The sequence below is a fragment of the Streptomyces sp. R28 genome, assembly GCF_041052385.1.
GTDB lineage: Bacteria > Actinomycetota > Actinomycetes > Streptomycetales > Streptomycetaceae > Streptomyces.
Map to the genome: position 1 here is coordinate 5,327,886 of NZ_CP163439.1, position 20,105 is coordinate 5,347,990.

General features: G+C 69.0%; 20 protein-coding genes and 1 riboswitch. Of the genes, 9 read left to right on the forward strand and 11 right to left on the reverse strand.

Going from position 1 to position 20,105, the window contains the following annotated elements; translation table 11 throughout:
• Positions 1-32: 32 nt before the first annotated feature.
• Positions 33-1,817, reverse strand: coding sequence for a phosphomethylpyrimidine synthase ThiC (gene thiC, locus AB5J49_RS23670; RefSeq protein WP_369170613.1), 1,785 nt, complete (start codon positions 1,815-1,817; stop codon positions 33-35).
• Positions 1,810-1,999, reverse strand: a riboswitch (TPP riboswitch). Its footprint overlaps the gene before it by 8 nt.
• 311 nt (positions 2,000-2,310) lie before the next feature.
• Here thiC and AB5J49_RS23675 point away from each other — a divergent pair.
• On the forward strand, positions 2,311-3,900 hold the full coding sequence (locus AB5J49_RS23675) for a YibE/F family protein (RefSeq protein ID WP_369175234.1): 1,590 nt from the start codon (positions 2,311-2,313) through the stop codon (positions 3,898-3,900).
• Positions 3,901-4,043: 143 nt separating this feature from the next.
• On the opposite strand, the gene AB5J49_RS23680 is transcribed toward AB5J49_RS23675, so the two are convergent.
• The 4 genes from AB5J49_RS23680 to AB5J49_RS23695 all read right to left on the reverse strand — a co-directional run bounded on the left by AB5J49_RS23680 (position 4,044) and on the right by AB5J49_RS23695 (position 6,350).
• The gene (locus tag AB5J49_RS23680) at positions 4,044-4,481 is read right to left on the reverse strand and encodes an SsgA family sporulation/cell division regulator (protein ID WP_062707976.1); all 438 of its coding nucleotides are present in this window, start codon (positions 4,479-4,481) and stop codon (positions 4,044-4,046) included.
• A 96-nt stretch (positions 4,482-4,577) separates the two neighbouring features.
• On the reverse strand, positions 4,578-5,369 hold the full coding sequence (locus AB5J49_RS23685; RefSeq protein WP_369170614.1) for an IclR family transcriptional regulator: 792 nt from the start codon (positions 5,367-5,369) through the stop codon (positions 4,578-4,580).
• A 289-nt stretch (positions 5,370-5,658) separates the two neighbouring features.
• On the reverse strand, positions 5,659-5,871 hold the full coding sequence (locus tag AB5J49_RS23690; RefSeq protein ID WP_030048440.1) for a DUF5326 family protein: 213 nt from the start codon (positions 5,869-5,871) through the stop codon (positions 5,659-5,661).
• 161 nt (positions 5,872-6,032) lie between these two features.
• Complete coding sequence (locus AB5J49_RS23695) at positions 6,033-6,350, reverse strand: cupin domain-containing protein (RefSeq protein ID WP_274240896.1); 318 nt, start codon at positions 6,348-6,350, stop codon at positions 6,033-6,035.
• Positions 6,351-6,411: 61 nt separating this feature from the next.
• On the opposite strand from AB5J49_RS23695, the gene AB5J49_RS23700 reads away from it, so the two are divergent.
• The 5 genes from AB5J49_RS23700 to AB5J49_RS23720 all read left to right on the forward strand — a co-directional run bounded on the left by AB5J49_RS23700 (position 6,412) and on the right by AB5J49_RS23720 (position 10,167).
• Entirely contained in the window at positions 6,412-6,789 is a 378-nt protein-coding gene (locus AB5J49_RS23700) for a phage holin family protein (protein WP_369170615.1), read from the forward strand.
• A 7-nt stretch (positions 6,790-6,796) separates the two neighbouring features.
• Positions 6,797-7,288 carry a low molecular weight protein-tyrosine-phosphatase gene (locus AB5J49_RS23705; protein WP_369170616.1) on the forward strand — a complete coding sequence of 164 codons (492 nt, stop codon included), beginning with the start codon at positions 6,797-6,799 and terminating at the stop codon, positions 7,286-7,288.
• Positions 7,285-8,439: a cystathionine gamma-lyase gene (locus AB5J49_RS23710; RefSeq protein ID WP_369170617.1), complete on the forward strand. Its 1,155-nt coding sequence runs from the start codon at positions 7,285-7,287 to the stop codon at positions 8,437-8,439. The genes AB5J49_RS23705 and AB5J49_RS23710 overlap by 4 nt, the downstream gene beginning before the upstream one ends.
• 227 nt (positions 8,440-8,666) lie before the next feature.
• Positions 8,667-9,572 (forward strand): LysR family transcriptional regulator, encoded by a 906-nt coding sequence (locus tag AB5J49_RS23715; protein WP_369170618.1) that lies wholly within the window; start codon positions 8,667-8,669, stop codon positions 9,570-9,572.
• 112 nt (positions 9,573-9,684) lie between these two features.
• Positions 9,685-10,167 (forward strand): NUDIX domain-containing protein, encoded by a 483-nt coding sequence (locus AB5J49_RS23720; protein ID WP_369170619.1) that lies wholly within the window; start codon positions 9,685-9,687, stop codon positions 10,165-10,167.
• A 76-nt stretch (positions 10,168-10,243) separates the two neighbouring features.
• Here AB5J49_RS23720 and AB5J49_RS23725 read toward each other — a convergent pair whose 3' ends face one another.
• Both AB5J49_RS23725 and AB5J49_RS23730 read right to left on the reverse strand, forming a co-directional pair.
• On the reverse strand, positions 10,244-12,079 hold the full coding sequence (locus AB5J49_RS23725) for a globin domain-containing protein (protein ID WP_369170620.1): 1,836 nt from the start codon (positions 12,077-12,079) through the stop codon (positions 10,244-10,246).
• Between the two features lie 394 nt (positions 12,080-12,473).
• The gene (locus AB5J49_RS23730; protein WP_369170621.1) at positions 12,474-13,106 is read right to left on the reverse strand and encodes an HAD family hydrolase; all 633 of its coding nucleotides are present in this window, start codon (positions 13,104-13,106) and stop codon (positions 12,474-12,476) included.
• A 243-nt stretch (positions 13,107-13,349) separates the two neighbouring features.
• Here AB5J49_RS23730 and AB5J49_RS23735 point away from each other — a divergent pair, with 243 nt between their 5' ends.
• The gene (locus AB5J49_RS23735) at positions 13,350-14,216 is read left to right on the forward strand and encodes a GNAT family N-acetyltransferase (RefSeq protein WP_369170622.1); all 867 of its coding nucleotides are present in this window, start codon (positions 13,350-13,352) and stop codon (positions 14,214-14,216) included.
• Between the two features lie 109 nt (positions 14,217-14,325).
• On the opposite strand, the gene AB5J49_RS23740 is transcribed toward AB5J49_RS23735, so the two are convergent.
• Positions 14,326-14,748: a heme-binding protein gene (locus tag AB5J49_RS23740; protein WP_369170623.1), complete on the reverse strand. Its 423-nt coding sequence runs from the start codon at positions 14,746-14,748 to the stop codon at positions 14,326-14,328.
• Between the two features lie 96 nt (positions 14,749-14,844).
• Positions 14,845-16,056, reverse strand: a complete 1,212-nt coding sequence (locus AB5J49_RS23745; protein ID WP_369170624.1) for an MFS transporter — start codon at positions 16,054-16,056, stop codon at positions 14,845-14,847.
• Between the two features lie 141 nt (positions 16,057-16,197).
• Between AB5J49_RS23745 and AB5J49_RS23750 the strand changes: the two genes are divergently transcribed.
• Both AB5J49_RS23750 and AB5J49_RS23755 read left to right on the forward strand, forming a co-directional pair.
• Positions 16,198-16,656: a MarR family winged helix-turn-helix transcriptional regulator gene (locus AB5J49_RS23750; RefSeq protein WP_369170625.1), complete on the forward strand. Its 459-nt coding sequence runs from the start codon at positions 16,198-16,200 to the stop codon at positions 16,654-16,656.
• Between the two features lie 9 nt (positions 16,657-16,665).
• Positions 16,666-17,118, forward strand: coding sequence for an N-acetyltransferase family protein (locus tag AB5J49_RS23755; RefSeq protein ID WP_369170626.1), 453 nt, complete (start codon positions 16,666-16,668; stop codon positions 17,116-17,118).
• Between the two features lie 47 nt (positions 17,119-17,165).
• Here the strand turns inward: AB5J49_RS23755 and AB5J49_RS23760 are convergent, their stop codons facing one another.
• The gene (locus AB5J49_RS23760) at positions 17,166-18,557 is read right to left on the reverse strand and encodes a serine hydrolase domain-containing protein (RefSeq protein ID WP_369170627.1); all 1,392 of its coding nucleotides are present in this window, start codon (positions 18,555-18,557) and stop codon (positions 17,166-17,168) included.
• Between the two features lie 61 nt (positions 18,558-18,618).
• The gene (gene dnaB, locus AB5J49_RS23765) at positions 18,619-20,097 is read right to left on the reverse strand and encodes a replicative DNA helicase (protein WP_369170628.1); all 1,479 of its coding nucleotides are present in this window, start codon (positions 20,095-20,097) and stop codon (positions 18,619-18,621) included.
• Between the last annotated feature and the right edge of the window lie 8 nt (positions 20,098-20,105).

Below are 20,105 nucleotides of genomic sequence, written 5' to 3' on the forward strand. Positions count from 1 at the left end.
GGGGCATGGCGCCCTGGGTCAGGACGTCGACGTCAGTCCGCCATCGGCAGGTACACCCGGTTGCCCGCCTCGGCGAACTCCTTCGACTTCTGAGCCATGCCCTCTTCGATCTCCTGCCGGGATCCGCCGTGTTCGCGGCGGATGTCCTGGGAGATCTTCATCGAGCAGAACTTCGGCCCGCACATGGAGCAGAAGTGGGCCGTCTTGGCGGGCTCGGCCGGAAGGGTCTCGTCGTGGAACTCCCGCGCCGTGTCCGGGTCGAGAGCCAGGTTGAACTGGTCCTCCCACCGGAACTCGAAGCGGGCGTCGGACAGCGCGTCGTCCCACTCCTGCGCACCGGGATGCCCCTTGGCGAGATCGGCCGCGTGGGCAGCGATCTTGTAGGTGATGACGCCGGTCTTGACGTCGTCACGGTTGGGCAGGCCCAGGTGCTCCTTGGGTGTGACGTAGCAGAGCATGGCCGTGCCCCACCAGGCGATCATCGCAGCACCGATGCCGGAGGTGATGTGGTCGTACGCCGGAGCGACGTCCGTGGTCAGCGGGCCGAGCGTATAGAACGGAGCTTCATCGCAGATCTCCTGCTGAAGGTCGATGTTCTCCTTGATCTTGTGCATCGGGACATGTCCCGGGCCCTCGATCATGGTCTGAACATGGAAACGCTTCGCGATCCGGTTGAGTTCCCCGAGCGTCTTCAACTCCGCGAACTGCGCCTCGTCGTTGGCATCCGCGATCGAGCCCGGCCTGAGGCCGTCGCCGAGCGAGTACGTGACGTCGTACGCCGCGAGGATCTCGCAGAGCTCCTCGAAGTTCTCGTACAGGAACGACTCCTTGTGGTGCGCCAGGCACCACGCCGCCATGATCGAGCCGCCGCGCGAGACGATGCCGGTCTTCCGGTTGGCGGTGAGCGGCACATACGGCAGGCGCACGCCCGCGTGGACCGTCATGTAGTCCACGCCCTGCTCGGCCTGTTCGATGACCGTGTCCTTGTAGATCTCCCAGGTCAGCTCCTCGGCCCTGCCGTCGACCTTCTCCAGCGCCTGGTAGAGCGGCACGGTACCGATCGGCACGGGGGAGTTGCGCAGCACCCACTCGCGGGTGGTGTGGATGTTGCGGCCGGTCGACAGGTCCATGACCGTGTCGGCGCCCCAACGGGTCGCCCAGGTCATCTTCTCGACCTCCTCCTCGATCGAGGAGGTGACCGCGGAGTTGCCGATGTTGGCGTTGACCTTCACCAGGAACCGCTTGCCGATGATCATCGGCTCGATCTCCGGGTGGTTGACGTTGGCGGGCAGCACGGCCCGGCCTGCTGCGATCTCCTCGCGGACCACTTCCGGAGAAACGTTCTCCCGGATGGCCACGTACTCCATCTCGGGTGTGATCTCGCCACGGCGCGCATAGGCGAGCTGCGTGACCGCCCCACCGTCACGGCTCCGGCGCGGCTGGCGCGGCCGTCCGGGGAAGACCGCGTCGAGGTTGCGCAGACCGCCGCGCGGCGAGGTGTGCTTGATCCCGTCGTCCTCCGGACGGACGGGACGGCCCGCGTACTCCTCGGTGTCCCCGCGGCCGATGATCCAGTTCTCCCGCAGCGGGGGCAGACCCCTGCGGACGTCGGTGTCGGCCAATGGATCGGTGTACGGGCCCGATGTGTCGTACAGCGTGACCGACTGCCCGTTGGTGAGGTGCACCTGGCGGACCGGCACCCGCAGATCGGGGCGTGAGCCCTCGACGTACGCCTTGTGCCAGCCGATGGACTTCCCGGCCTCCTCGGACTTGTCGTCCTGAACGGAGGCAGGCGTGCGCGCGTCCTTGATGGTCATGAGACCTACTCCCTACGCCGGCATTACCCGGTAACAGGTTCGGCGGTCGACGCAGCGGCTTCCGTCTGCCGACGTTTCGTGGGGAACGTCACTCTCTTCGGATGATGTTCCACGTGAAACATCGCAGGGACGGAGGTCAGCGCCCTCTCAGCCCGGTGCTCCGAGCTCCCGCGTGTACAAAGGTGGCACCACGCTAGCGTCAATTCGGGCGCGGTGAACAGAGGGCCCCGGTCGTTCTTGCGATGATCGGTCGGTGACCACGACGCATGAGCCTCCGTACCCACCGCCGGATCCGCCCCGCGGCTCAGGCTTCGGAAACGGCCCCGGAAACGGCCCCGCGCGGGGCAACGGCCGTACAGACGGCCGGGGTTCGGGGATGACCGGCAGCAGATACGACGGTGGATACGTGCCTGGTTCAGCAGGCGGCCACGACGATCACGCGGCTGGTTCCGACGGCTGGCACGAACACGGGGCCGGGGCCGGGACCGGTGGGATGCAGGGGCCCGGGAGCGGGGGCGGCGGGGGATATAGGCGCGGGCCCGGCGGCCCGCACGGTCCCGGATCCGGCGGCGGTCCGCACGGTGCCGGATCTGATGGACCGCACGATCAGGGTCCCGGATCCGGCGGCTCACCAGGGCAGGGGTCCGGCCCGGGTGACGGTCACGGCTCCGGTGGTGGCCATGGCCACGGGTCCGGATCCGGCGGCTCGCGTGACGGCGGTAGCGGCGGCGACGGTGGTGGCGGGCATGCGCACTCCCACAGTCACGCCCACGGTCCCGCGGCGCCCGTCTCCCAGCACCTGCGCAAGGTCATCGCGGCGATCCTGATCCCGTTCGCCGCGGCGGTGGTGGTGGGGCTCGCGGTGCTGTGGCCGGGTGGTGCCCCGCCGCACGAGCGCACGGGAGTCGGCTTCGACCGGCAGACTCAGGAGGCCACGGTCACCAAGGTGGTCGAGGTGAGCTGCAAGGACGTCGGCGCCTCGGGAGTGCCCCCGACCGGCGACACCTCCACCGCCGAGGGTTCCTCCGCGGTGCAGCAGGAGAACGGCACCTGCAAGAAGGCGACGATCCGCGTCGACACGGGCGAGGACAAGGGCCGCACCTTCACGGAGATCGTGCAGCCCGACCAGTCACGGCAGTTGCACGAGGGCCAGGACGTCGTGGTCGCCTACGAGCCCTCCGCACCCAAGGACCTGCAGTACTCGGTCACCGACGTGAACCGCAGGATCCCGATGGCGCTGCTCGCCGGCATCTTCGCGCTCGCCGTCGTGGTGGTGGGCCGGATGCGCGGTGTCATGGCGCTGGTCGCGCTGGCCATCAGCTTCCTGGTGCTGACCTCCTTCATCCTGCCGGCGATCCTGCAGGGCTCGAACCCGCTGGTCGTGGCGGTGGTGGGGGCGAGCGCGATCATGCTGATCGCGCTCTACATGTGCCATGGCCTGTCGGCCCGTACGTCCGTGGCGGTGCTCGGCACGCTGCTCTCGCTGCTGCTGATCGGCCTTCTCGGCTCGGGGTTCATCGACTGGGCCGCGCTCACCGGCAACACGGACGACAACACCGGCCTGATCCACGGGCTGTACCCGTCGATCGACATGAGCGGTCTGCTGCTCGCCGGTGTCATCATCGGTTCGCTCGGCGTCCTCGACGACGTGACGGTCACCCAGACGTCCGCGGTCTGGGAGCTGCACGAGGCCAACCCGACGATGGGCTGGCGCGGGCTGTACCGCGCGGGCATCCGGATCGGCCGCGACCACATCGCGTCCGTCGTCAACACACTGGTGCTCGCCTACGCCGGCGCCGCGCTGCCGTTGCTGCTGCTCTTCTCGATCGCGCAGAGCAGCGTCGGCACGGTCGCCAACAGTGAACTGGTGGCGGAGGAGATCGTGCGCACGCTGGTGGGCTCCATCGGCCTGGTCGCGTCGGTGCCGGTCACCACGGCTCTCGCGGCCCTGGTGGTCTCGGCCGACCGGCCGGAGAAGGGGGTGGTGGCTGCGGGTGCCCAGCCGCTCCCGGCGGGCGTGCAGTCGGCTCCGGGGCAGCCGGCTCAGGGGCGGGGCGGGCGGGGGCGACGCCGGAAGCGGTGACGGAAACGGCCGCCGATCCCGCGCAGCCGACGGGCCCGCCCATTCGCCGGAACACGGCGCACGCCCGCGAAGAAGAAGCGTTCCCGCGCGCCCGCGCAGTGCCCCGGCGAAGCGTTACGCCACCCCCTCGTTGCCGTAGCGCTTCAACCCGCGCTCTGCTCCTCCGCCAGGATGCGGTCCAGGGCCTCGTCAAGGTGGGCGTCGAAGTCGGCGAGCGCGCCTTCCTGCCCGAGCGGCACCAGCTTGTCGGTGCGGTCGAGGAAGGCCACGAGGGGCGCCACCGAGGAGCGGAACAGCGCCTGGTCGGCACCGACCTGAAGCCGGATCAGGACGTCGCCCAGCGTCTCGGAACCGGCCGGTGAGACCCGTACGTCTCCCTCCCCGCACGGTCTGCCCACGCCGTCGACCAGCAGCTCGCGGCCGAAGGCCCAGGTCACAGGGGCATCGCCCGGCAGGTGGAAGGTCAGTCGTACGGCATAGGGATCACAGGTCTCGTAGCGCAGCTCCACCGGGATGCGGAACGAGAGCTCCTCGGAAACGAGAAAGCTCATCATGACCTCTGCCTGTACGGACTCGCGCATCGCCTACCCCGTCGTTTGCAGTCGACTGGCCGGGAACGGACCCGACACTGGTGGAATCTTGCTGAACGTACACGAGAGATCACAAGGAGTGAGTTTTCAGATACTGATAGAGATCGCCAGTGACCCCAGGAGCCGCCCGACTTCGTCCTGCAACTGCCGTGCCGCCGACAGCAGCCGGTCGGCCTGATGTGCGGGCAGGGAAATGGCCATCGTCGCGGCCGTGGTGCCCACTGTGATCGGAATCGCCGCGCACACCGTGCCCAGCGCGTACTCCTGGCGCTCGGTCACCGGCTCCATCCGACGCGTCCGTTCGAGGCGTTGCAGCAGCGTGCGGCTGTCGCGCACCGTGTACGGAGTGAGGGACTGCACGGGATGGCGGTCGAGGTGATCGCGGCGGGCGTCCTCGTCCAACTGGGACAGCAGGCACTGCCCGATGGCGTGCGCGTGGCCGGTCTCACGGAAGTCGGCCCATTCCTCGACCGCCGGATTGCCCGGGGTGTCGGAGACGCAGATGACCTCGATCTCGCCGTCGCGGTACTGGGCGTAGTAAACCGGGACACCAATGGCATCACGCCATTGGGCGAGTGCTTCGGCAACCGCGCTGCGACGTTTCTGCTGAGCTCCGCTGCTGCTCAGCCGAACCGCTGCCTCGCCGAGGAAGAACAGGCCCTTGTCGCGGCGCAGATAGCCCTCGTGCACCAGGGTGCGCAACAGGTGATACGCGGTGGGCAGCGCCAGGCCCGTCTCGCGGGCGAGTTGCTTCGCGGGAGCGCCGTACTCGTGCTCGGCGACGCATTCCAGCAGGCGCATCGCGCGCTGGACGGATCCGATGAGCGTCGCGGAGTGCGGCTGCTCGGGGGGTGTCCTCGGGGATGCCTGCCTCGGCACCTGGGGCACGGAGGAGCGCGGTTGTCCGAGGGGTGAGTGGGGTTCTGAGGGTGCGGTGTCAACCGTGGCCAAGGGTCACTCCCAAAGGCGCGAGGGGGGAGCCCGTGCGGGGGAACACGGGAGGGGGTGCACGCCGCTCACGGGGTCGTCCCCGCGTCGATTTCCGGACTCTATTCGTCCGCCACCGCTCGCAGACGCCCCGCCCGGAAAACTTCCCTCGCCCGAGGGAACCGGTGATTCCTGTTACCGCTTCCCTCTCCCCACGGCCCTCACCAGTCGCTGCCGACCCTCACCAATCGCTGCGCGACGAGGAGCTCGACGTGAACTTCCTTACGACGTAGATCAGTCCACCGACCAGTGCCACGAAGACCAGCACCTTGAAGAGCAGCCCGATGACGAATCCGACGACGCTGGCTATCAACCCGCCGAACACGACCAGGGCGATGACCGGCACCGCGATCCACTTCACCCACCACGGCAGTCCTGCGAAGATCTCACGCATCGCCCTCGTCCTTACCTCTCCGCCCGCCACAGTGCCGGGTCCGATCCTTCGAATCTGCTGATTCCCTGCACTCGATGCTAGGGCGGGCAGGTGCCCCGGCGGGGGCCTCGCACCCCTTGTCCTCCCCTGATCGATCCCCTAGGGAACCCCGAGGCCAAAGGTCAGCTTTCCGGCGGAGAGAACACCACGAGCACCCGTAGATCCTCGCTGATGTGATGGAACTTGTGGGCGACTCCGGCCGGCACGTACACCACGCTGCCGCGCGCCACGTGTGTGGTCTCCATGCCGACGGTGATCTGGGCGCGGCCACTCACAACGAAGTAGACCTCGTCCTGATTGTGCGGCTTCTGTGGATCATGCTCACCGGCATTGAGCGCGTACAGACCGACCGACATGTTCCGCTCGCGCAGAAACTGCAGGTAGGCGCCCTCGTTGGCGGCGCGCTCCGCCTCCAGTTCATCCAGCCGGAATGCCTTCATCGCTCACGTCCGCCCTTGTCAACAGTGCTCATGGCCGATCTCGTCTGCCACGATCAGACACATGAAGAATTTCGTAGTCAAGACGATCGCCAACGCGGGCGCCCTGGCGGTCGCCGTCTGGCTGATAGACAAGATCACCCTCACCGGTGACAGCACGGGCAAGAAGGTCGGCACCCTGCTCGTCGTCGCGTTGATCTTCGGCCTGGTGAACTTCCTGGTCAAGCCGCTCGTCAAGCTCCTGAGCCTGCCGCTGCTCATCCTGACGCTCGGTCTGTTCACCCTGGTCGTCAACGCGCTGATGCTGCTGCTGACCTCGTGGCTCGCCGACAAGCTCGACCTGAGCTTCCACGTCGAGGGCTTCTGGACCGCCGTACTCGGCGGCCTGATCATCTCGATCGTCTCCTGGGCGCTCAACGTCGTCCTGCCCGACGGGGACTGAGCATCCGATGACCTACCGCGTCTGCTTCGTCTGCACCGGCAACATCTGCCGCTCCCCGATGGCCGAGTCCGTCTTCCGCGCCCGCGTGGCGGAGGCCGGGCTCGACGGCCTGGTCGAGGTCGACAGCGCCGGCACCGGCGGCTGGCACGAGGGTGACCCGGCCGACCCCCGCACCGTCTCCGTCCTCGAGGAGCACGGTTACGAAGGCGGCCACACCGCCCGGCAGTTCCAGGCGTCCTGGTTCGCCCGCCTCGACCTCATCGTCGCGCTCGACTCCGGGCACCTCAAGGCCCTGCGTCGCCTTGCGCCCTCCCCGGAGGACGCGGCGAAGGTGCGGCTGCTGCGTTCCTACGACGCCACCGCAGGAGACGACCTCGACGTGCCCGACCCGTACTACGGGGGCCGGGACGGCTTCGAGGAGTGCCTCGAGATGGTGGAGGCGGCCAGCACGGGGCTCCTCGCGGAGGTCCGCGAGCAGGTGGGAGGGCAGGCGGCATGAGCGGTACGGATCCTCGGGGACTGCCTTCCGGCGGCGGAGACGGCACCCGCGCGGTGCGGGCCGGGCTGCCCGAGCCGGTCAAGTACGAGCCGACCTTGCCGGGTCCGGTGTTCGCCGCCCACTACCACCTGCCGGGCGAGCCGACGGGGCCGTACACCTACGGCCGTGACGAGAACCCGACCTGGACTCATCTGGAGCGCGCCATCGGCGAGCTGGAGGCGCCGGGGGAGGACGGCGTCGAGACGCTGCTCTTCGCGTCGGGCATGGCCGCCACCTCGTCGGTGCTCTTCTCCCAGCTGCGCGCCGGGGACGCGGTCGTCCTGCCCAGCGATGGCTACCAGGCACTGCCCCTGGCACGGGCGCAGCTGGAGGCGTACGGCATCGAGGTGCGCACGGCGCCGACCGGCGGGGACGCACAGCTCGGCGTCCTGGACGGCGCGAAGCTGCTGTGGATCGAGACCCCGTCCAACCCTGGCCTCGATGTGTGTGACATCCGGCGGCTCGTCGAAGCGGCCCACGCGCGTGGCGCGCTCGTCGCCGTCGACAACACGCTCGCGACGCCGCTCGGGCAGCGGCCACTGGAGCTCGGCGCCGACTTCTCGGTGGCCAGCGGCACCAAGCAGCTGACGGGGCATGGCGACGTGCTGCTGGGATACGTCACCGGCCGCGACCCCGAGGCCATGGCCGCCGTACGGCGCTGGCGCAAGATCGTCGGGGCGATCCCGGGGCCCATGGAAGCCTGGCTCGCGCACCGTTCCCTGGCCACACTCCAACTACGCGTGGAGCGGCAGAACGCCAATGCCCTGGCGGTCGCCGAGGCGCTGCGGGACTGGCCGGAGGAGCTCGGGGTGCGTTATCCGGGGCTGCCGGGCGACCCCTCGCACAAGATCGCCTCGCAGCAGATGCGGCGCTACGGCTGCGTGGTGTCCTTCACGCTGCCCACGCGCGCGCGTGCCGAGCGCTTTCTCGACACTCTGCGGCTCGTCGACGACGCGACCAGCTTCGGCGGGGTGCGGTCCACGGCCGAGCGGCGCGGACGCTGGGGCGGCGACGCCGTACCGGAGGGCTTCATCCGTATGTCGGTCGGTGCGGAGGACCCCGAGGACCTGGTGGCCGATGTGCTGCGTGCGCTGGACGAATCGGCGCAGTGATCGGGATCGCCGCCGCGTCCGTCGGTGTCTCCGTAGAACGGGCGGTCCGAACCTCCCCCCTCGTGGCTCGGACCGCCCTCGGTTCTGCGCGCGAAGAACCGCGCGAACAAGGCTAGTTGACTCTCTGTCAGTGTCCAATCACAGTAGCGACAGCGACCTATCGACTTATTTATAGTTGGGCCCTGCCCTGGGGGTGGGGAGAAGGGCGGGGAAGGGGAGGGTGTGGCATGGATCTGGCCTTGTTGCGCACTTTTGTGACGGTGCACCGGGCCGGCTCCTTCACCCGCGCCGCCGCGCTGCTCGGGCTGTCACAGCCGGCCGTCACCTCGCAGATCCGCACCCTGGAACGACAGTTGGGCCGCCCCCTGTTCCTGCGGCAGGCCCGCGGAGTGACACCGACGACCATCGGCGACGAACTCGCTCACAAGGCCGCGCCGCATCTCGACGCCCTGGTGGAGATCACCGAGACGGGTCTCGACGACGAGTCCTCCTTACGCTCGCTGCACCTCGCCGGCCCTCCGGAGTTCACCGCTGAGCGGGCGCTGCCCGCACTCACCGAGCTGACCGGCGAGGACGGCCAGGGCTTCGCCCTGCGCGCGTCCTTCGGCAACGCCGAGGAGACCCTCGAAGGGCTGGCCGCCGGGCACCACGATCTGGCCATCACTACGGCCCGTCCACGTGGCGCTCTGCTCACGGCGACTCCGCTCTGCGACGAGGAGCACGTCCTCGTCGCCGCTCCCCGCTGGGCCGACCGGATCGGCTCGAAGACGCTGCGCCTCAAGGGAGCCCACGCGCTGGAGGACCTCCCGGTGGTGGAGGTGCACGAGTCCCTGCCCTTCGTCTCCCGCTACTGGGCTTCGGTCTACGACTCCCGGCCCGCCGCTCCGGGCACCGTGATCGTCCCCGACCTGCGCGCAGTCCTCGCCTGCGCGGCCGCGGGGGCAGGGCTGGCGGTGTTGCCCCGCTATCTGTGCGCGGCCGCCCTGGAGCGCGGCGACGTCGTCGCCCTGCACGATCCGCCGGTGCCACCACTGCGGACGTACTTCCTGGTGGTCCGCACCGGCACGCTGACGATGCCGCACATCGCACGGGCCCACGAGTGGCTGCTGCGAGCGGCTTCCGACTGGGTCTGAGGAGCGGCTTGCCGCGATGCCTGAGCAGGGCATCCGGGGCCATCACACACTGAGCTCGACCGGTGACGTCTCGCGATGTTTCACGTGGAACCAGCCGGGCCACATTTCTCCCATGACCGTCCGACCCGTGGTCAAGCGCACCGCCCGCGCCGTTCTCCTGGACGGCGACGATCTGATCCTGATCAAGCGCACCAAGCCTGGTCTGGATCCCTATTGGCTCACTCCCGGTGGCGGGGTCGAGCCGACGGACACGACTGTCGTCGAGGCCCTGCACCGCGAGGTGTACGAGGAGCTCGGAGCCAAGATCGTCGACGTGGTTCCCTGCTTCGTCGACACCGTCGAGCACATAGGCGAGGACGGCGGTGCGACCGGTGTGAAGGTGCAGCACTTCTTCGTCTGCCGCCTGGAGTCGATGGACACGTCCTTGCGGCACGGGCCCGAGGTGGACGAGCCCATCGGCGAGTACGAGATCGTGCGGGTGCCGTTCACTCGCGTCGGGATCGCCTCCGTCCATCTCGTACCGCTGTCACTGCGGCACTACCTGGACGGGAACATCGAGGGCGTCCGCGCCATGCACGCCCCCGACCTGGGCTGACACCGAACCCGGGCTGACACCGACGGCCGACCTCGGCTTTGGCGACGGCTCGTCAGTCCCCGGTAACGACGATGAATCAGTCCCCGGTGGCGACGAGGTCCTCCACCGAGTCATGGCGTATGCGCTCGGACGGGATGCCGATGTCTCTCAGCGCGTCCACACCGCTGCGGATCATGCCGGGCGGTCCGGAGACGTAGGCGTCGTACTCGGTCCAGGGCCCGTACTCGCGTATGGCGTCGGGAAGCTGGAGCAGTCCGTGCCGGTCCACGACTGGGCGGACCTCCAGCCAGTGGTGGGACTGCTGGAGTCTGAGCATGGTGTCGATGTCGTACAGGTCCTGGTTGGTGCGGGCGCCGTAGAAGACCTCGACCGGTCGCCGGTCGCCGTGCTCGGCGATGTCCTCGACCAGCGCCTTGATCGGAGCTATGCCGGTGCCTCCGCCCACACAGAGCAGACCGCTGTCGGTGGTGTGGTCCACGGTCATCGAACCGGCCGGCGGGCCGAGCCGGATGATGTCTCCCGGCCGGGCGCGGTGCACCAGCGCGTTGGAGACCCAGCCCGCGGGCACGGCCTTCACATGGAACGTCAGCAGGCCGTCCGAGCGGGGCGCGGAGGCGAAGGAGTAGTGCCGCCAGATCCGCGGCCACCACGGCGTCTCCAGGCTCGTGTACTGGCCGGCGAGGAAGGGGTAGGGCTGGTCGGGTCGGACCGTGACGACCGCGACGTCCGAGGTCCTGAGGTCGTGCGACACGACCTCCGCGTACCACCAGGCAGGGGCGCGTAGTTCGTCGGCCGCCGCCGCATCGATCATGACCTGCGAGATCGTCGTGTACGCCCGTACCCAGGCGGCCTCCATCTCCGCGTCCCAGACTCCGGCGGCGTACTTGTTCAGCGCGCCGATGAGGCACTCGCCGACGGCCGGGTAGTGCTCGGGACGGGTTCCGTACTTGCGGTGACCGCGGCCGAGGTTCTGCAGGTACTCGACGAGGACGGGCGTGTTGTCGATGTGCTCGGCCGCGGTGAGCAGGGCCTTGAGCAGCCGGTCGCGCTGGGTGTCCATCGCGGCCGGGAACAGGGAGCGCAGGTCGGGGTGGCGTACGAAAAGCAGCGCGTAGAAGTACGAGGTGACCTTGTCGGCCACCGGGCCGACCTCGGCCATCGTCCGGCGGATCAGGATGGCGTCCGGGGACGCGGGTTGGGCCGGGGCGGGGCGCTGAGTCGGCACGCGCAGTTGGGGGGAGGGTGGGGATATGGGGCTGAGGCCTGATATCGCCGGGTGGGCGGTGGCGCCCTGAACGGCAGCGGGGGCAGGCACCGCTTGCCTTGGGGCTGGGGCAGACGCAGCCGACTCTTGGGCTCCGGCCGGGGCGGGAGCGGGGGCAGATGTCGACAGCGTGTGCGCGGGCGGTGTGTGATCCGGGGCGGGTGTGCCGGGCGCCGGTGTCGCGCCCGGTGCCTCTCGCTCCTGGGTCGTTGTGCCGTGGCTCGCGTGGTAGGCGTTGGCAGGGCCGGGCCCACGGCCCCAGGTCGGGTCAGCGGCGGCGTTCGATGCCCGGCCGGGTTCCCCGGCGCCGTATCCGGGCCCGGCGGGTGCCTGTTCCGGGGCCGGGCCTGAGGTGAGGTCCGGCGCTCCAGCGCCTGCTCCGGCGTCCGCAGGGGTGGGTGCTGCCGGGCCGGCCGTCGTGGCAGGCGGTGTGCCGTCCTGGGCCGACGGGGGCGTGTCATCGCCCGTCGCTGTCCTGCCGACCGGGCGCATCGCACCCAGGCGGCGGCCGTCGGCCGTCTCCTGTTCGCTGCCCGGAGTCGTCGCCGGCTGCTTGCGCGGCGTGAACCAGCCGCCCCCGCCGCCGGAAGTGCCGTTGTCGGCCGACGTGGTGGTCGGAGCGTCCATGGTGTGCCTCGCCTCGAACATCTTTCGGTCGGTCTACGCACTTCCTCGATCGGAAGGTGCCTGCTTCCCCCGCGACGGCTTGCTTTTCCCCGTTCGTTGCCGCGACCAATACGGCCACATTCAACCCGTGTTCCCACTCGGTACGGACAAGTAGGGCGAGAGTGTGACATTGGCCGCAGTGCTCTCACCGCAGCATCCCACCACGCGTGGGCGCCCCGGCCGCATACCCGTGAATGCGGGTCTTCGATCTCTCCGTCCCGTTAGGCTGCATTGCCTTGCGCTCGGTCCGCGCCGGGAGTCTGCATCACAGCTCGGACACGAACCGGAGTCGACCCTACCGGCCGATGCCCCGATCACAAGTCCCCCCTTCCTCCCTCACGAATGGGGCGAGGCGGCGAACGACTCATTCCTTCAATTAGCGGCCACTGCGCACCAATTCATAGGCTTCCCACAGATCCATCCCTATGTAGGAGTGGGTCGCGAGTCCGGCCAGATGGCCATCTGCGTTGACGGCGACGGAGACCGGGACAGCTCCGAACAGGTCCTTGTCCGACAGCGAGTCGCCATAAGCGACGCAATCGGCCCGCCTCACCCCGAACTCCTCGCAGAGCCGGTCGGCGATGAGGACTTTGGCCGCGGCACTGAGAACTCCTGCGGGGTCGACGGGCTCGGTGAACGGCACGGCTGGAAAGCGGGAACCGTGCGCCGCGTGCGCGCCCCAGCCCGTCAGCCGCTCCACGAAGAAGGAGGGCGAGAGCGATACGACCGCGCAGTAGTCGCCCTGTGCCCTGATCTCCGCCCAGACCTCACGGATTCGGGCCAGCCAAGGAGCGCCCTCGAAAGCGGCCGCCACATGGACCTCGGTGAGATCGGCCCAGAGCGCGTGCACCCGCGCCGCATACTCAGGTGGCCCGATCAGCCCCGCCGAAATCTCCCGGTCGAGCGCCACGGTCTCGGCTTCCAGCCCGAGTTGCCGCGAGATCTCCACGGGGGCGGAACTTCCGTGCAGGAGGGTGCCGTCGAGGTCGAAGAGGTGAAGTCTGGCCATAGGCCATGAGGCTAATGGGATGTGCTGTCGCCCCCTTGGCCGGAGACTCCCCCGAGCGGAGATCGGAAACACGCCTTTGATGATCGCTCGCCTGCTGGACGCTGGCCGTTTCTCCATGTTTCACGTGAAACACCCAGCGCCTGTAGGCAGGCTGGTGCGCCGGCCCATGACATGGCCAAAAGCTCGTACGTCTCCCCGGAAACGGGTGGACGACCAGGGCAGTCGTCAGACAGCCTGACCTGCGTGCCGACTCCTTCCCTCGCCGCTCTGCCCATCCGCCGTCTGACGCCTCGCGATCTCACCGCCTGCGCCGACTTGTCCGAGGATCGGGGCTGGCCCCGTGAGGAACACAAGTGGGGGTTCCTCCTCACAGCCGGGAAGGGCTACGGCATCGACGACCCCGACGGCGGGCTCGTCAGCGCCTGCGTCATCACGGAGTACGGGCCGCACGACCGCCTCGACCTGGGGGCCATCGGCATGGTCCTGGTCGCCGAGCGGCATTCCCGTCAGGGCATCGGGCGCCGCCTGATGCGTCACGTCGTCTCCGCGATGGGCACGACACCACTGACGATGCACTCGACCCCGAACGGCCAACCTCTCTACGAAGAACTCGGCTTCAAGGTCACCGGCCGGGCGGAGATGCTCCGCGGGCACTTCACAGCCGGCGCCTCGGGGCCGTCGGTCGCCACGCGTGCGGCCACCGCCGAGGACCTCACCACGATCCTGCGGCTCGACGAAGAGGTGTTCGGCGCCGATCGCACGCACATCATCACGCGGCTCCCCGCGTTCGCCGACCAGCTGCGCGTCGCCGAGGACAGGGGCCGGATCATCGGATACGCGGGTGCCTGGCCCAACATGGACACGCACGTCGTGGGGCCACTGATCGCCCGCGACACGGAGACGGCCAAGGCGCTCATCACCTCCCTCGCCGCCCACACCGACCGCCCGTTGCGCACCGACATCGACGTACGCCACGAGGAGCTACTGACCTGGGCGAAGGAGCACGGTCTGGCCTCCGTCGCCTTCAACGCCGTCATGACGTACGGCGTCTCGGAACTGCCCGGCGACTGGACCCGGCGGTTTGCTCCACTGACGGTGGCAGCGGGCTGAGACATTCATGGCAAACGCCGGGCCCCGTCGGGGCCCGGCGTTTCGTCGTCGCCGCCGTTCATCGTCGGCGTTCGTCATCGACACCTTCGTTGTCGATGCTGGGGGGGTGTCAGGCGAGTGCCTCGATCGCGGCTGTCGCGAAGTGGTGGTCCTGCTCCGGCGCCCCACCGCCCACCCCGATCGCGCCGATCAGTCGGCCGGCCCGATGGATCGGCACGCCGCCCGCAATGAACAGCAGTGGCCGGTCGAGCGCGGTGGGCAGGGTGTGGAAGAGACCGCCAGGCTGTACGGCCTCAACGAGATCGGCGGTGGGGGCGTCGAGCTGGAGTGCCGTGTAGGCCTTGCGGGTGCTGGTCTCCCCGGAGATCAGCACGGCTCGGTCGTCCCGGCGGAAGGCGAGCAGATGGCCTCCGGCATCCAGGACCGTGACGCTGACGGTCACCCCGGCGTCCTCGGCGGCCCGGTGGGCTGCGGCGACGAGGACGTCGGCATCCTGAGCGGTCAGGGGGGCAACCGCGGTGGCAGTGCTCATGAGGAGGTTTCTCCTTGTGGTGTGCTGCGGAGGTGAGTTCTCGCGTGGCCCGATGTGCCCGGCGGGGGACGGCCCTGACCCCGCATGCCGGTCGGCTCAGTGTTGTACGGCAGCTCGCTGCTCGGCGGGCGCGGCGCCCGTGACGACGGTGCTGGAGGATGCTCGGTCGCGGCGCTCCAGTACGGCCGAGAGAAACGCGAGCAGCAGCGCGGCCGCAGCCAGGGCGGCGCCGACCCAGTTGGGGGACGTGTAGCCGAAGCCCGCCGCGATGACGATGCCGCCGAGCCAGGCCGAGAGGGCGTTGCCGAGGTTGAAGGCGCCGATGTTCACGGCCGAGGCCAGCGTCGGGGCGCCGTGTGCCTGGTCGAGGACGCGCTTCTGCAGCGGTGGGACGGTGGCGAACCCCAGGGCGCCGATCAGCGTGATGGTGACGGCCGCCAGAACCTTGTTCTGGGCGGTCAGCGTGAAGAGCGCGAGCACGACGGCGAGGGCACCCAGGGAGACGTACAGCATGGGCATCAGCGCGCGGTCGGCGTACTTGCCGCCGATGAGGTTTCCGCCGACCATGCCGAGCCCGAAGAGGACCAGCAGCCAGGTGACCGAGCCGTCTGCGAAGCCGGCGACGTGGGTCATCATCGGCGCGACGTAGGTGATGGCCGCGAAGACGCCGCCGAAGCCGAGGACCGTCATCGCCATGGCGAGCAGGACCTGGGCGTTCTTGAAGGCCGCAAGCTCGTGGCGCAGGCGCACCCCCTGGGGCTGAGGCAGGTCGGGGACCAGCTTGGCGACGCCGACCAGGCCGACGACACCGAGGGCGGCGACGATGCCGAAGGTGACGCGCCAGCCGGCGGACTGCCCGACGAAGGTGCCCAGCGGGACGCCGACGACATTGGCGACGGTCAGGCCGGTGAACATCATCGCGATGGCCCCGGCCTTCTTGTCCGGGGCGACCAGGTCGGCCGCGACGACCGAGCCGATGCCGAAGAAGGCGCCATGGGCGAGCGAAGCGACTACACGCCCGGCCAGCATGACGGCGAAGGTGGGCGCGAGAGCGGACAGCAGGTTGCCTGCGATGAACAGTCCCATCAGCAGCATCAGCATCCGCTTGCGGGAGACCTTGGTGCCGAGCGCGGTCATCAGGGGAGCACCGAGGACCACGCCGAGCGCGTAGCCGGTCACGAGCAGCCCCGCTGTGGGGATGGAGACCCCGAACTCGCCCGCGACCTCGGGCAGCAATCCCATGATCACGAACTCGGTCGTTCCGATTCCGAAGGCCCCGATCGCGAGGGCCAGAAGCGCGAGAGGCATGAAGGGGTACACCGTCCCAGAAGATTGCAGGAGCGCTTTACGAGTGGAGACAATACTTGCAGACGCGGCATATATGCAAACGCTAGCTATTTCGTTGCTGATCCACTCTGGCTTCAGCTGGTTAGGGACGGAGGAAACGCCATGACAGCAACGGTCCCCGCGCTCACCGCTCTCGCCCAGGGCTGGTGCGCCCTCTCCCTGCTGCACGGGAGGATCGAGGCGCACATCGAGCGCGCCCTGCAGAGCGGGCACGACCTGAGCGTGCGCGAGTACTCCCTGCTCGACGTGCTCAGCCGCCAGCACGACGGCGAGGGCGGACATCTGCAGATGAAGCAGGTCGCCGACGCCGTCGTCCTCAGCCAGAGCGCCACCACCCGCCTCGTCACCCGCCTGGAAGACCGCGGCCTGCTCTCCCGCTACCTCTGCCCCACCGACCGCCGCGGCATCTACACCGACGTCACCGAAGCAGGCCTCAACCTCCTCGAAGAAGCCCGCCCCACCAACGACACAGCCCTGCGCCAAGCCCTCGACGAAGCCGCGAAGAACCCCGAACTGGCCCCGCTGGTCCGGGCCGTGGAGACGCTCCGCGTCCCCGCATAGGGTGCGAGCATGGGAGATCTTGAAATACGAGCCGCCGGCGCCGATGACGTCCCCGCGATCGTCGGCATGCTCGCGGACGATCCGCTGGGCGCCCAGCGCGAGTCACCGGACGACCTGACGCCTTACCTTGCGGCGCTCGAGCGGCTCAGCAACGACCCGAACCAGCACCTGGTCGTCGCGGCCCGTGAGGGCCGTGTCGTCGGCACGCTCCAGCTCACGGTCATTCCCGGCCTGTCCCGCAGGGGCGCGACCCGCTCCATCATTGAAAGTGTGCGGATCCACGCCGACGAGCGCGGCAGCGGCTTGGGCACGCAGCTCATCGAGTGGGCGGTCGCCGAATCCAGGCGCCAGAACTGCCAGTTGGTGCAGCTGACCTCCGACAACACCCGTACGGACGCTCATCGCTTCTATAAGCGGCTCGGTTTCACGGCCTCGCACGTGGGCTTCAAGCTCACGCTCTGACATGGCGAAGCGCCTGTTTCACGTGAAACAGGCGCTCACCGGGGCGGTCAGAACGAGCCGATGCCCCGCCACCCGTCGGGATCCACGCCGCCTGGCACAGCAGCCCCCTCGTGGTACGGCTGACGCGTGAAGACGAACGACCCGAGGTCCAGATGGTCCACGGCTCCGTTCGGGCGCCGTACGGCCTTCAGGAGCTCGCCTGCGTAGTAGCCCTCCAAGCCCGTCCAGGTACCGTCACCGTTGGCCCGGAACCGGGAACGGCGCCCCTTGCCGGACAACGGCTCCAAGGAGACCAGCCCGTCGGCCGTCAGCCGGAGGCCGAAGGCATGGGTTCCCCAGTACCACTGACCCGCCAACTCCAGCGCCGCTGAATCGACTTCGGGCATCGGGCGCCATGGCTCGGGAATCCGGGGCTCGGCCTCGGCGACGATGCGGACGAGGTCGGCGGCAACGGTGAACAGCAGAGGGCCGGAGGTGCAGTTGGCCAGGACGACGACGGCGACATCGTCCTCCACACCGGCGGTGAGGCAGGCAAGAAAGCCCGGCAGGGAACCCGAGTGTCCGACCAGAGTCCTGCCGTCCTGATGCCGGATCTCCAGGCCCAGGCAGTACGCGTAGCCACTCGCCATGTCCGCCGCCTCGGGCGGAGCCGCCGGCGTCCTCATCTCCCGCAGCGACTCGGCGCCCAGCACGCGGTCGTCGCCCTTGACCAGAAAGGCCGCGAACCTCGCCAGGTCGCTGGTCGTCGACCACAGTTGACCAGCCGGCGCCATCAGACCCAGGTCTTCGACGGGCTCGGGAAGCATCACGTCGGCCCAGGGGTGCACGGCCCAGCCTCCCGCGTGCGGCGCCTGCGCTCGCGTACTCGTGCGGTTCAGACCCAGGGGTTCGAGCACTTCACGCCGGAGTACGTCCTCCCAGGAAGCTCCTCGCAGCTCCTCGACCAGCGCGCCCAGCAGCGTATAGCCGGGGTTCGAGTAGTGGAATCGACGGCCGGACGGATGCAGGAAGGGCTGCTCACCCAGGACGTCGGAGAGCCCGGGACGCAGTGATGCGGGGCTCCGCTCCCACCACGGTCCGGGCGTCTCGGCCGCCAGCCCGCTCGTGTGCGCCAGCAGCTCGGCGATGGTGGCCTCCCCCGCGCCCGTGCCCGGCAGATGCTTCTCCAGCGAGTCACTGAGGTCGAGCAGTCCCTCGTCGCGCAGTCGCAGGACGAGAACGGCGGTGAAGGTCTTGGTGATCGAGCCGATGCGGTACTGCACGTTCTCGTCCGGCGCGTGCCCGTCCACCGAGGTGCGCGAGCCGTGCCAAACCGTCCGGCCGTCCCGTACGACAGCGGCGACCAACGAGGGCGCACGCCCTTCGGCCTGGGCCACGGCGATGCGGTGCAGCAGCGCCCGGCGCGTGGTGGGGAGCAGCTCTTCCTGAGATGTCGTCATGCCCCCAGTCCACCCCGGTGGCCTCTCGGGAGTCGAGCGCATATCCCCCGGGCGAGGTGGATCAGGTCTGCGCCATGTCCACGAACCGCGAGTAGTGGCCCTGGAAGGCGACCGTGATCGTCGCCGTGGGTCCGTTACGGTGCTTGCCCACGATGATGTCCGCCTCGCCCGCGCGCGGCGACTCCTTCTCGTAGGCGTCCTCGCGGTGCAGCAGGATCACCATGTCGGCGTCCTGCTCGATGGAGCCGGACTCACGCAGGTCGGACACCATCGGCTTCTTGTCCGTACGCTGCTCGGGACCACGGTTGAGCTGCGAGAGCGCGATCACCGGGACCTCAAGCTCCTTGGCCAGGAGCTTGAGGTTACGGGACATGTCCGAGACCTCCTGCTGACGGCTCTCGGAACGCTTCGAACCACCGGCCTGCATCAGCTGCAGATAGTCGATGATCACGAGCTTGATGTCGTTGCGCTGCTTCAGCCGGCGGCACTTCGCGCGGATCTCCATCATCGACAGGTTCGGGGAGTCGTCGATGTAGAGCGGCGCGGCCGACACCTCGGGCATTCGCCGCGCCAGGCGTGTCCAGTCGTCGTCCGTCATGGTGCCGGAACGCATGTGGTGCAGGGCAACGCGCGCCTCGGCCGACAGCAGACGCATCGCGATCTCGTTGCGCCCCATTTCGAGGGAGAAGATGACGCTCGCCAGATTGTGCTTGATCGACGCCGCCCGTGCGAAGTCCAGTGCGAGCGTGGACTTACCCATCGCAGGACGTGCCGCGATGACGATCATCTGGCCCGGGTGCAGGCCATTGGTGAGTGAGTCCAGGTCCGTGAACCCGGTGGGCACACCGGTCATCTCCCCGCTGCGCGAGCCGATCGCCTCGATCTCGTCGAGCGCACCCTCCATGATGTCGCCGAGCGGCAGATAGTCCTCACTGGTGCGCTGCTCGGTGACCGCATAGATCTCGGCCTGGGCGCGGTTGACGATCTCGTCGACGTCGTCGTCGGCCGCGTATCCCATCTGCGTGATGCGGGTGCCGGCCTCGACCAGGCGGCGCAGTACGGCGCGCTCATGGACGATCTCCGCGTAGTACTCCGCGTTCGCCGCCGTCGGCACCGTCTGGACGAGCGTGTGGAGATACGAGGCGCCGCCGACCTTGTTGATCTCGCCGCGCTTGGTGAGCTCGGCGGCGATGGTGATGGGGTCGGCCGGTTCACCCTTGGCATAGACGTCGAGGATCGCCTGGAAGATCGTCTCGTGCGCGGGCTTGTAGAAGTCGTGGCCCTTGATGACCTCGACGACATCGGCGATGGCGTCCTTGGACAGGAGCATGCCGCCGAGGACGGACTGCTCGGCGTCGAGGTCCTGCGGCGGAACCCGCTCGAAGGCCGAACCGCCGCCGTCCCACTCGCCGGAGTCCCGGCCGCGATCATGCTGCTCGTCGCGTCCCCGGCCACCGTCGCCGCGCCGGCGGGAGGCAGGCAGACGATCACTGGGACCGCTGTCGGCCCACGGGTCGTCCAAGGGCTCGGAAATGCTCAACCGAGCCA

Coding starts and splice junctions, on each gene's coding strand:
- thiC (WP_369170613.1), bottom strand. CDS start 1,817: ATGACCATCAAGGACGCGCGCACGCCTGCCTCCGTTCAGGACGACAAG.
- AB5J49_RS23675 (WP_369175234.1), top strand. CDS start 2,311: ATGCAGGGGCCCGGGAGCGGGGGCGGCGGGGGATATAGGCGCGGGCCC.
- AB5J49_RS23680 (WP_062707976.1), bottom strand. CDS start 4,481: ATGCGCGAGTCCGTACAGGCAGAGGTCATGATGAGCTTTCTCGTTTCC.
- AB5J49_RS23690 (WP_030048440.1), bottom strand. CDS start 5,871: ATGCGTGAGATCTTCGCAGGACTGCCGTGGTGGGTGAAGTGGATCGCG.
- AB5J49_RS23695 (WP_274240896.1), bottom strand. CDS start 6,350: ATGAAGGCATTCCGGCTGGATGAACTGGAGGCGGAGCGCGCCGCCAAC.
- AB5J49_RS23700 (WP_369170615.1), top strand. CDS start 6,412: ATGAAGAATTTCGTAGTCAAGACGATCGCCAACGCGGGCGCCCTGGCG.
- AB5J49_RS23705 (WP_369170616.1), top strand. CDS start 6,797: ATGACCTACCGCGTCTGCTTCGTCTGCACCGGCAACATCTGCCGCTCC.
- AB5J49_RS23710 (WP_369170617.1), top strand. CDS start 7,285: ATGAGCGGTACGGATCCTCGGGGACTGCCTTCCGGCGGCGGAGACGGC.
- AB5J49_RS23715 (WP_369170618.1), top strand. CDS start 8,667: ATGGATCTGGCCTTGTTGCGCACTTTTGTGACGGTGCACCGGGCCGGC.
- AB5J49_RS23720 (WP_369170619.1), top strand. CDS start 9,685: ATGACCGTCCGACCCGTGGTCAAGCGCACCGCCCGCGCCGTTCTCCTG.
- AB5J49_RS23725 (WP_369170620.1), bottom strand. CDS start 12,079: ATGTTCGAGGCGAGGCACACCATGGACGCTCCGACCACCACGTCGGCC.
- AB5J49_RS23730 (WP_369170621.1), bottom strand. CDS start 13,106: ATGGCCAGACTTCACCTCTTCGACCTCGACGGCACCCTCCTGCACGGA.
- AB5J49_RS23740 (WP_369170623.1), bottom strand. CDS start 14,748: ATGAGCACTGCCACCGCGGTTGCCCCCCTGACCGCTCAGGATGCCGAC.
- AB5J49_RS23745 (WP_369170624.1), bottom strand. CDS start 16,056: ATGCCTCTCGCGCTTCTGGCCCTCGCGATCGGGGCCTTCGGAATCGGA.
- AB5J49_RS23750 (WP_369170625.1), top strand. CDS start 16,198: ATGACAGCAACGGTCCCCGCGCTCACCGCTCTCGCCCAGGGCTGGTGC.
- AB5J49_RS23755 (WP_369170626.1), top strand. CDS start 16,666: ATGGGAGATCTTGAAATACGAGCCGCCGGCGCCGATGACGTCCCCGCG.
- AB5J49_RS23760 (WP_369170627.1), bottom strand. CDS start 18,557: ATGACGACATCTCAGGAAGAGCTGCTCCCCACCACGCGCCGGGCGCTG.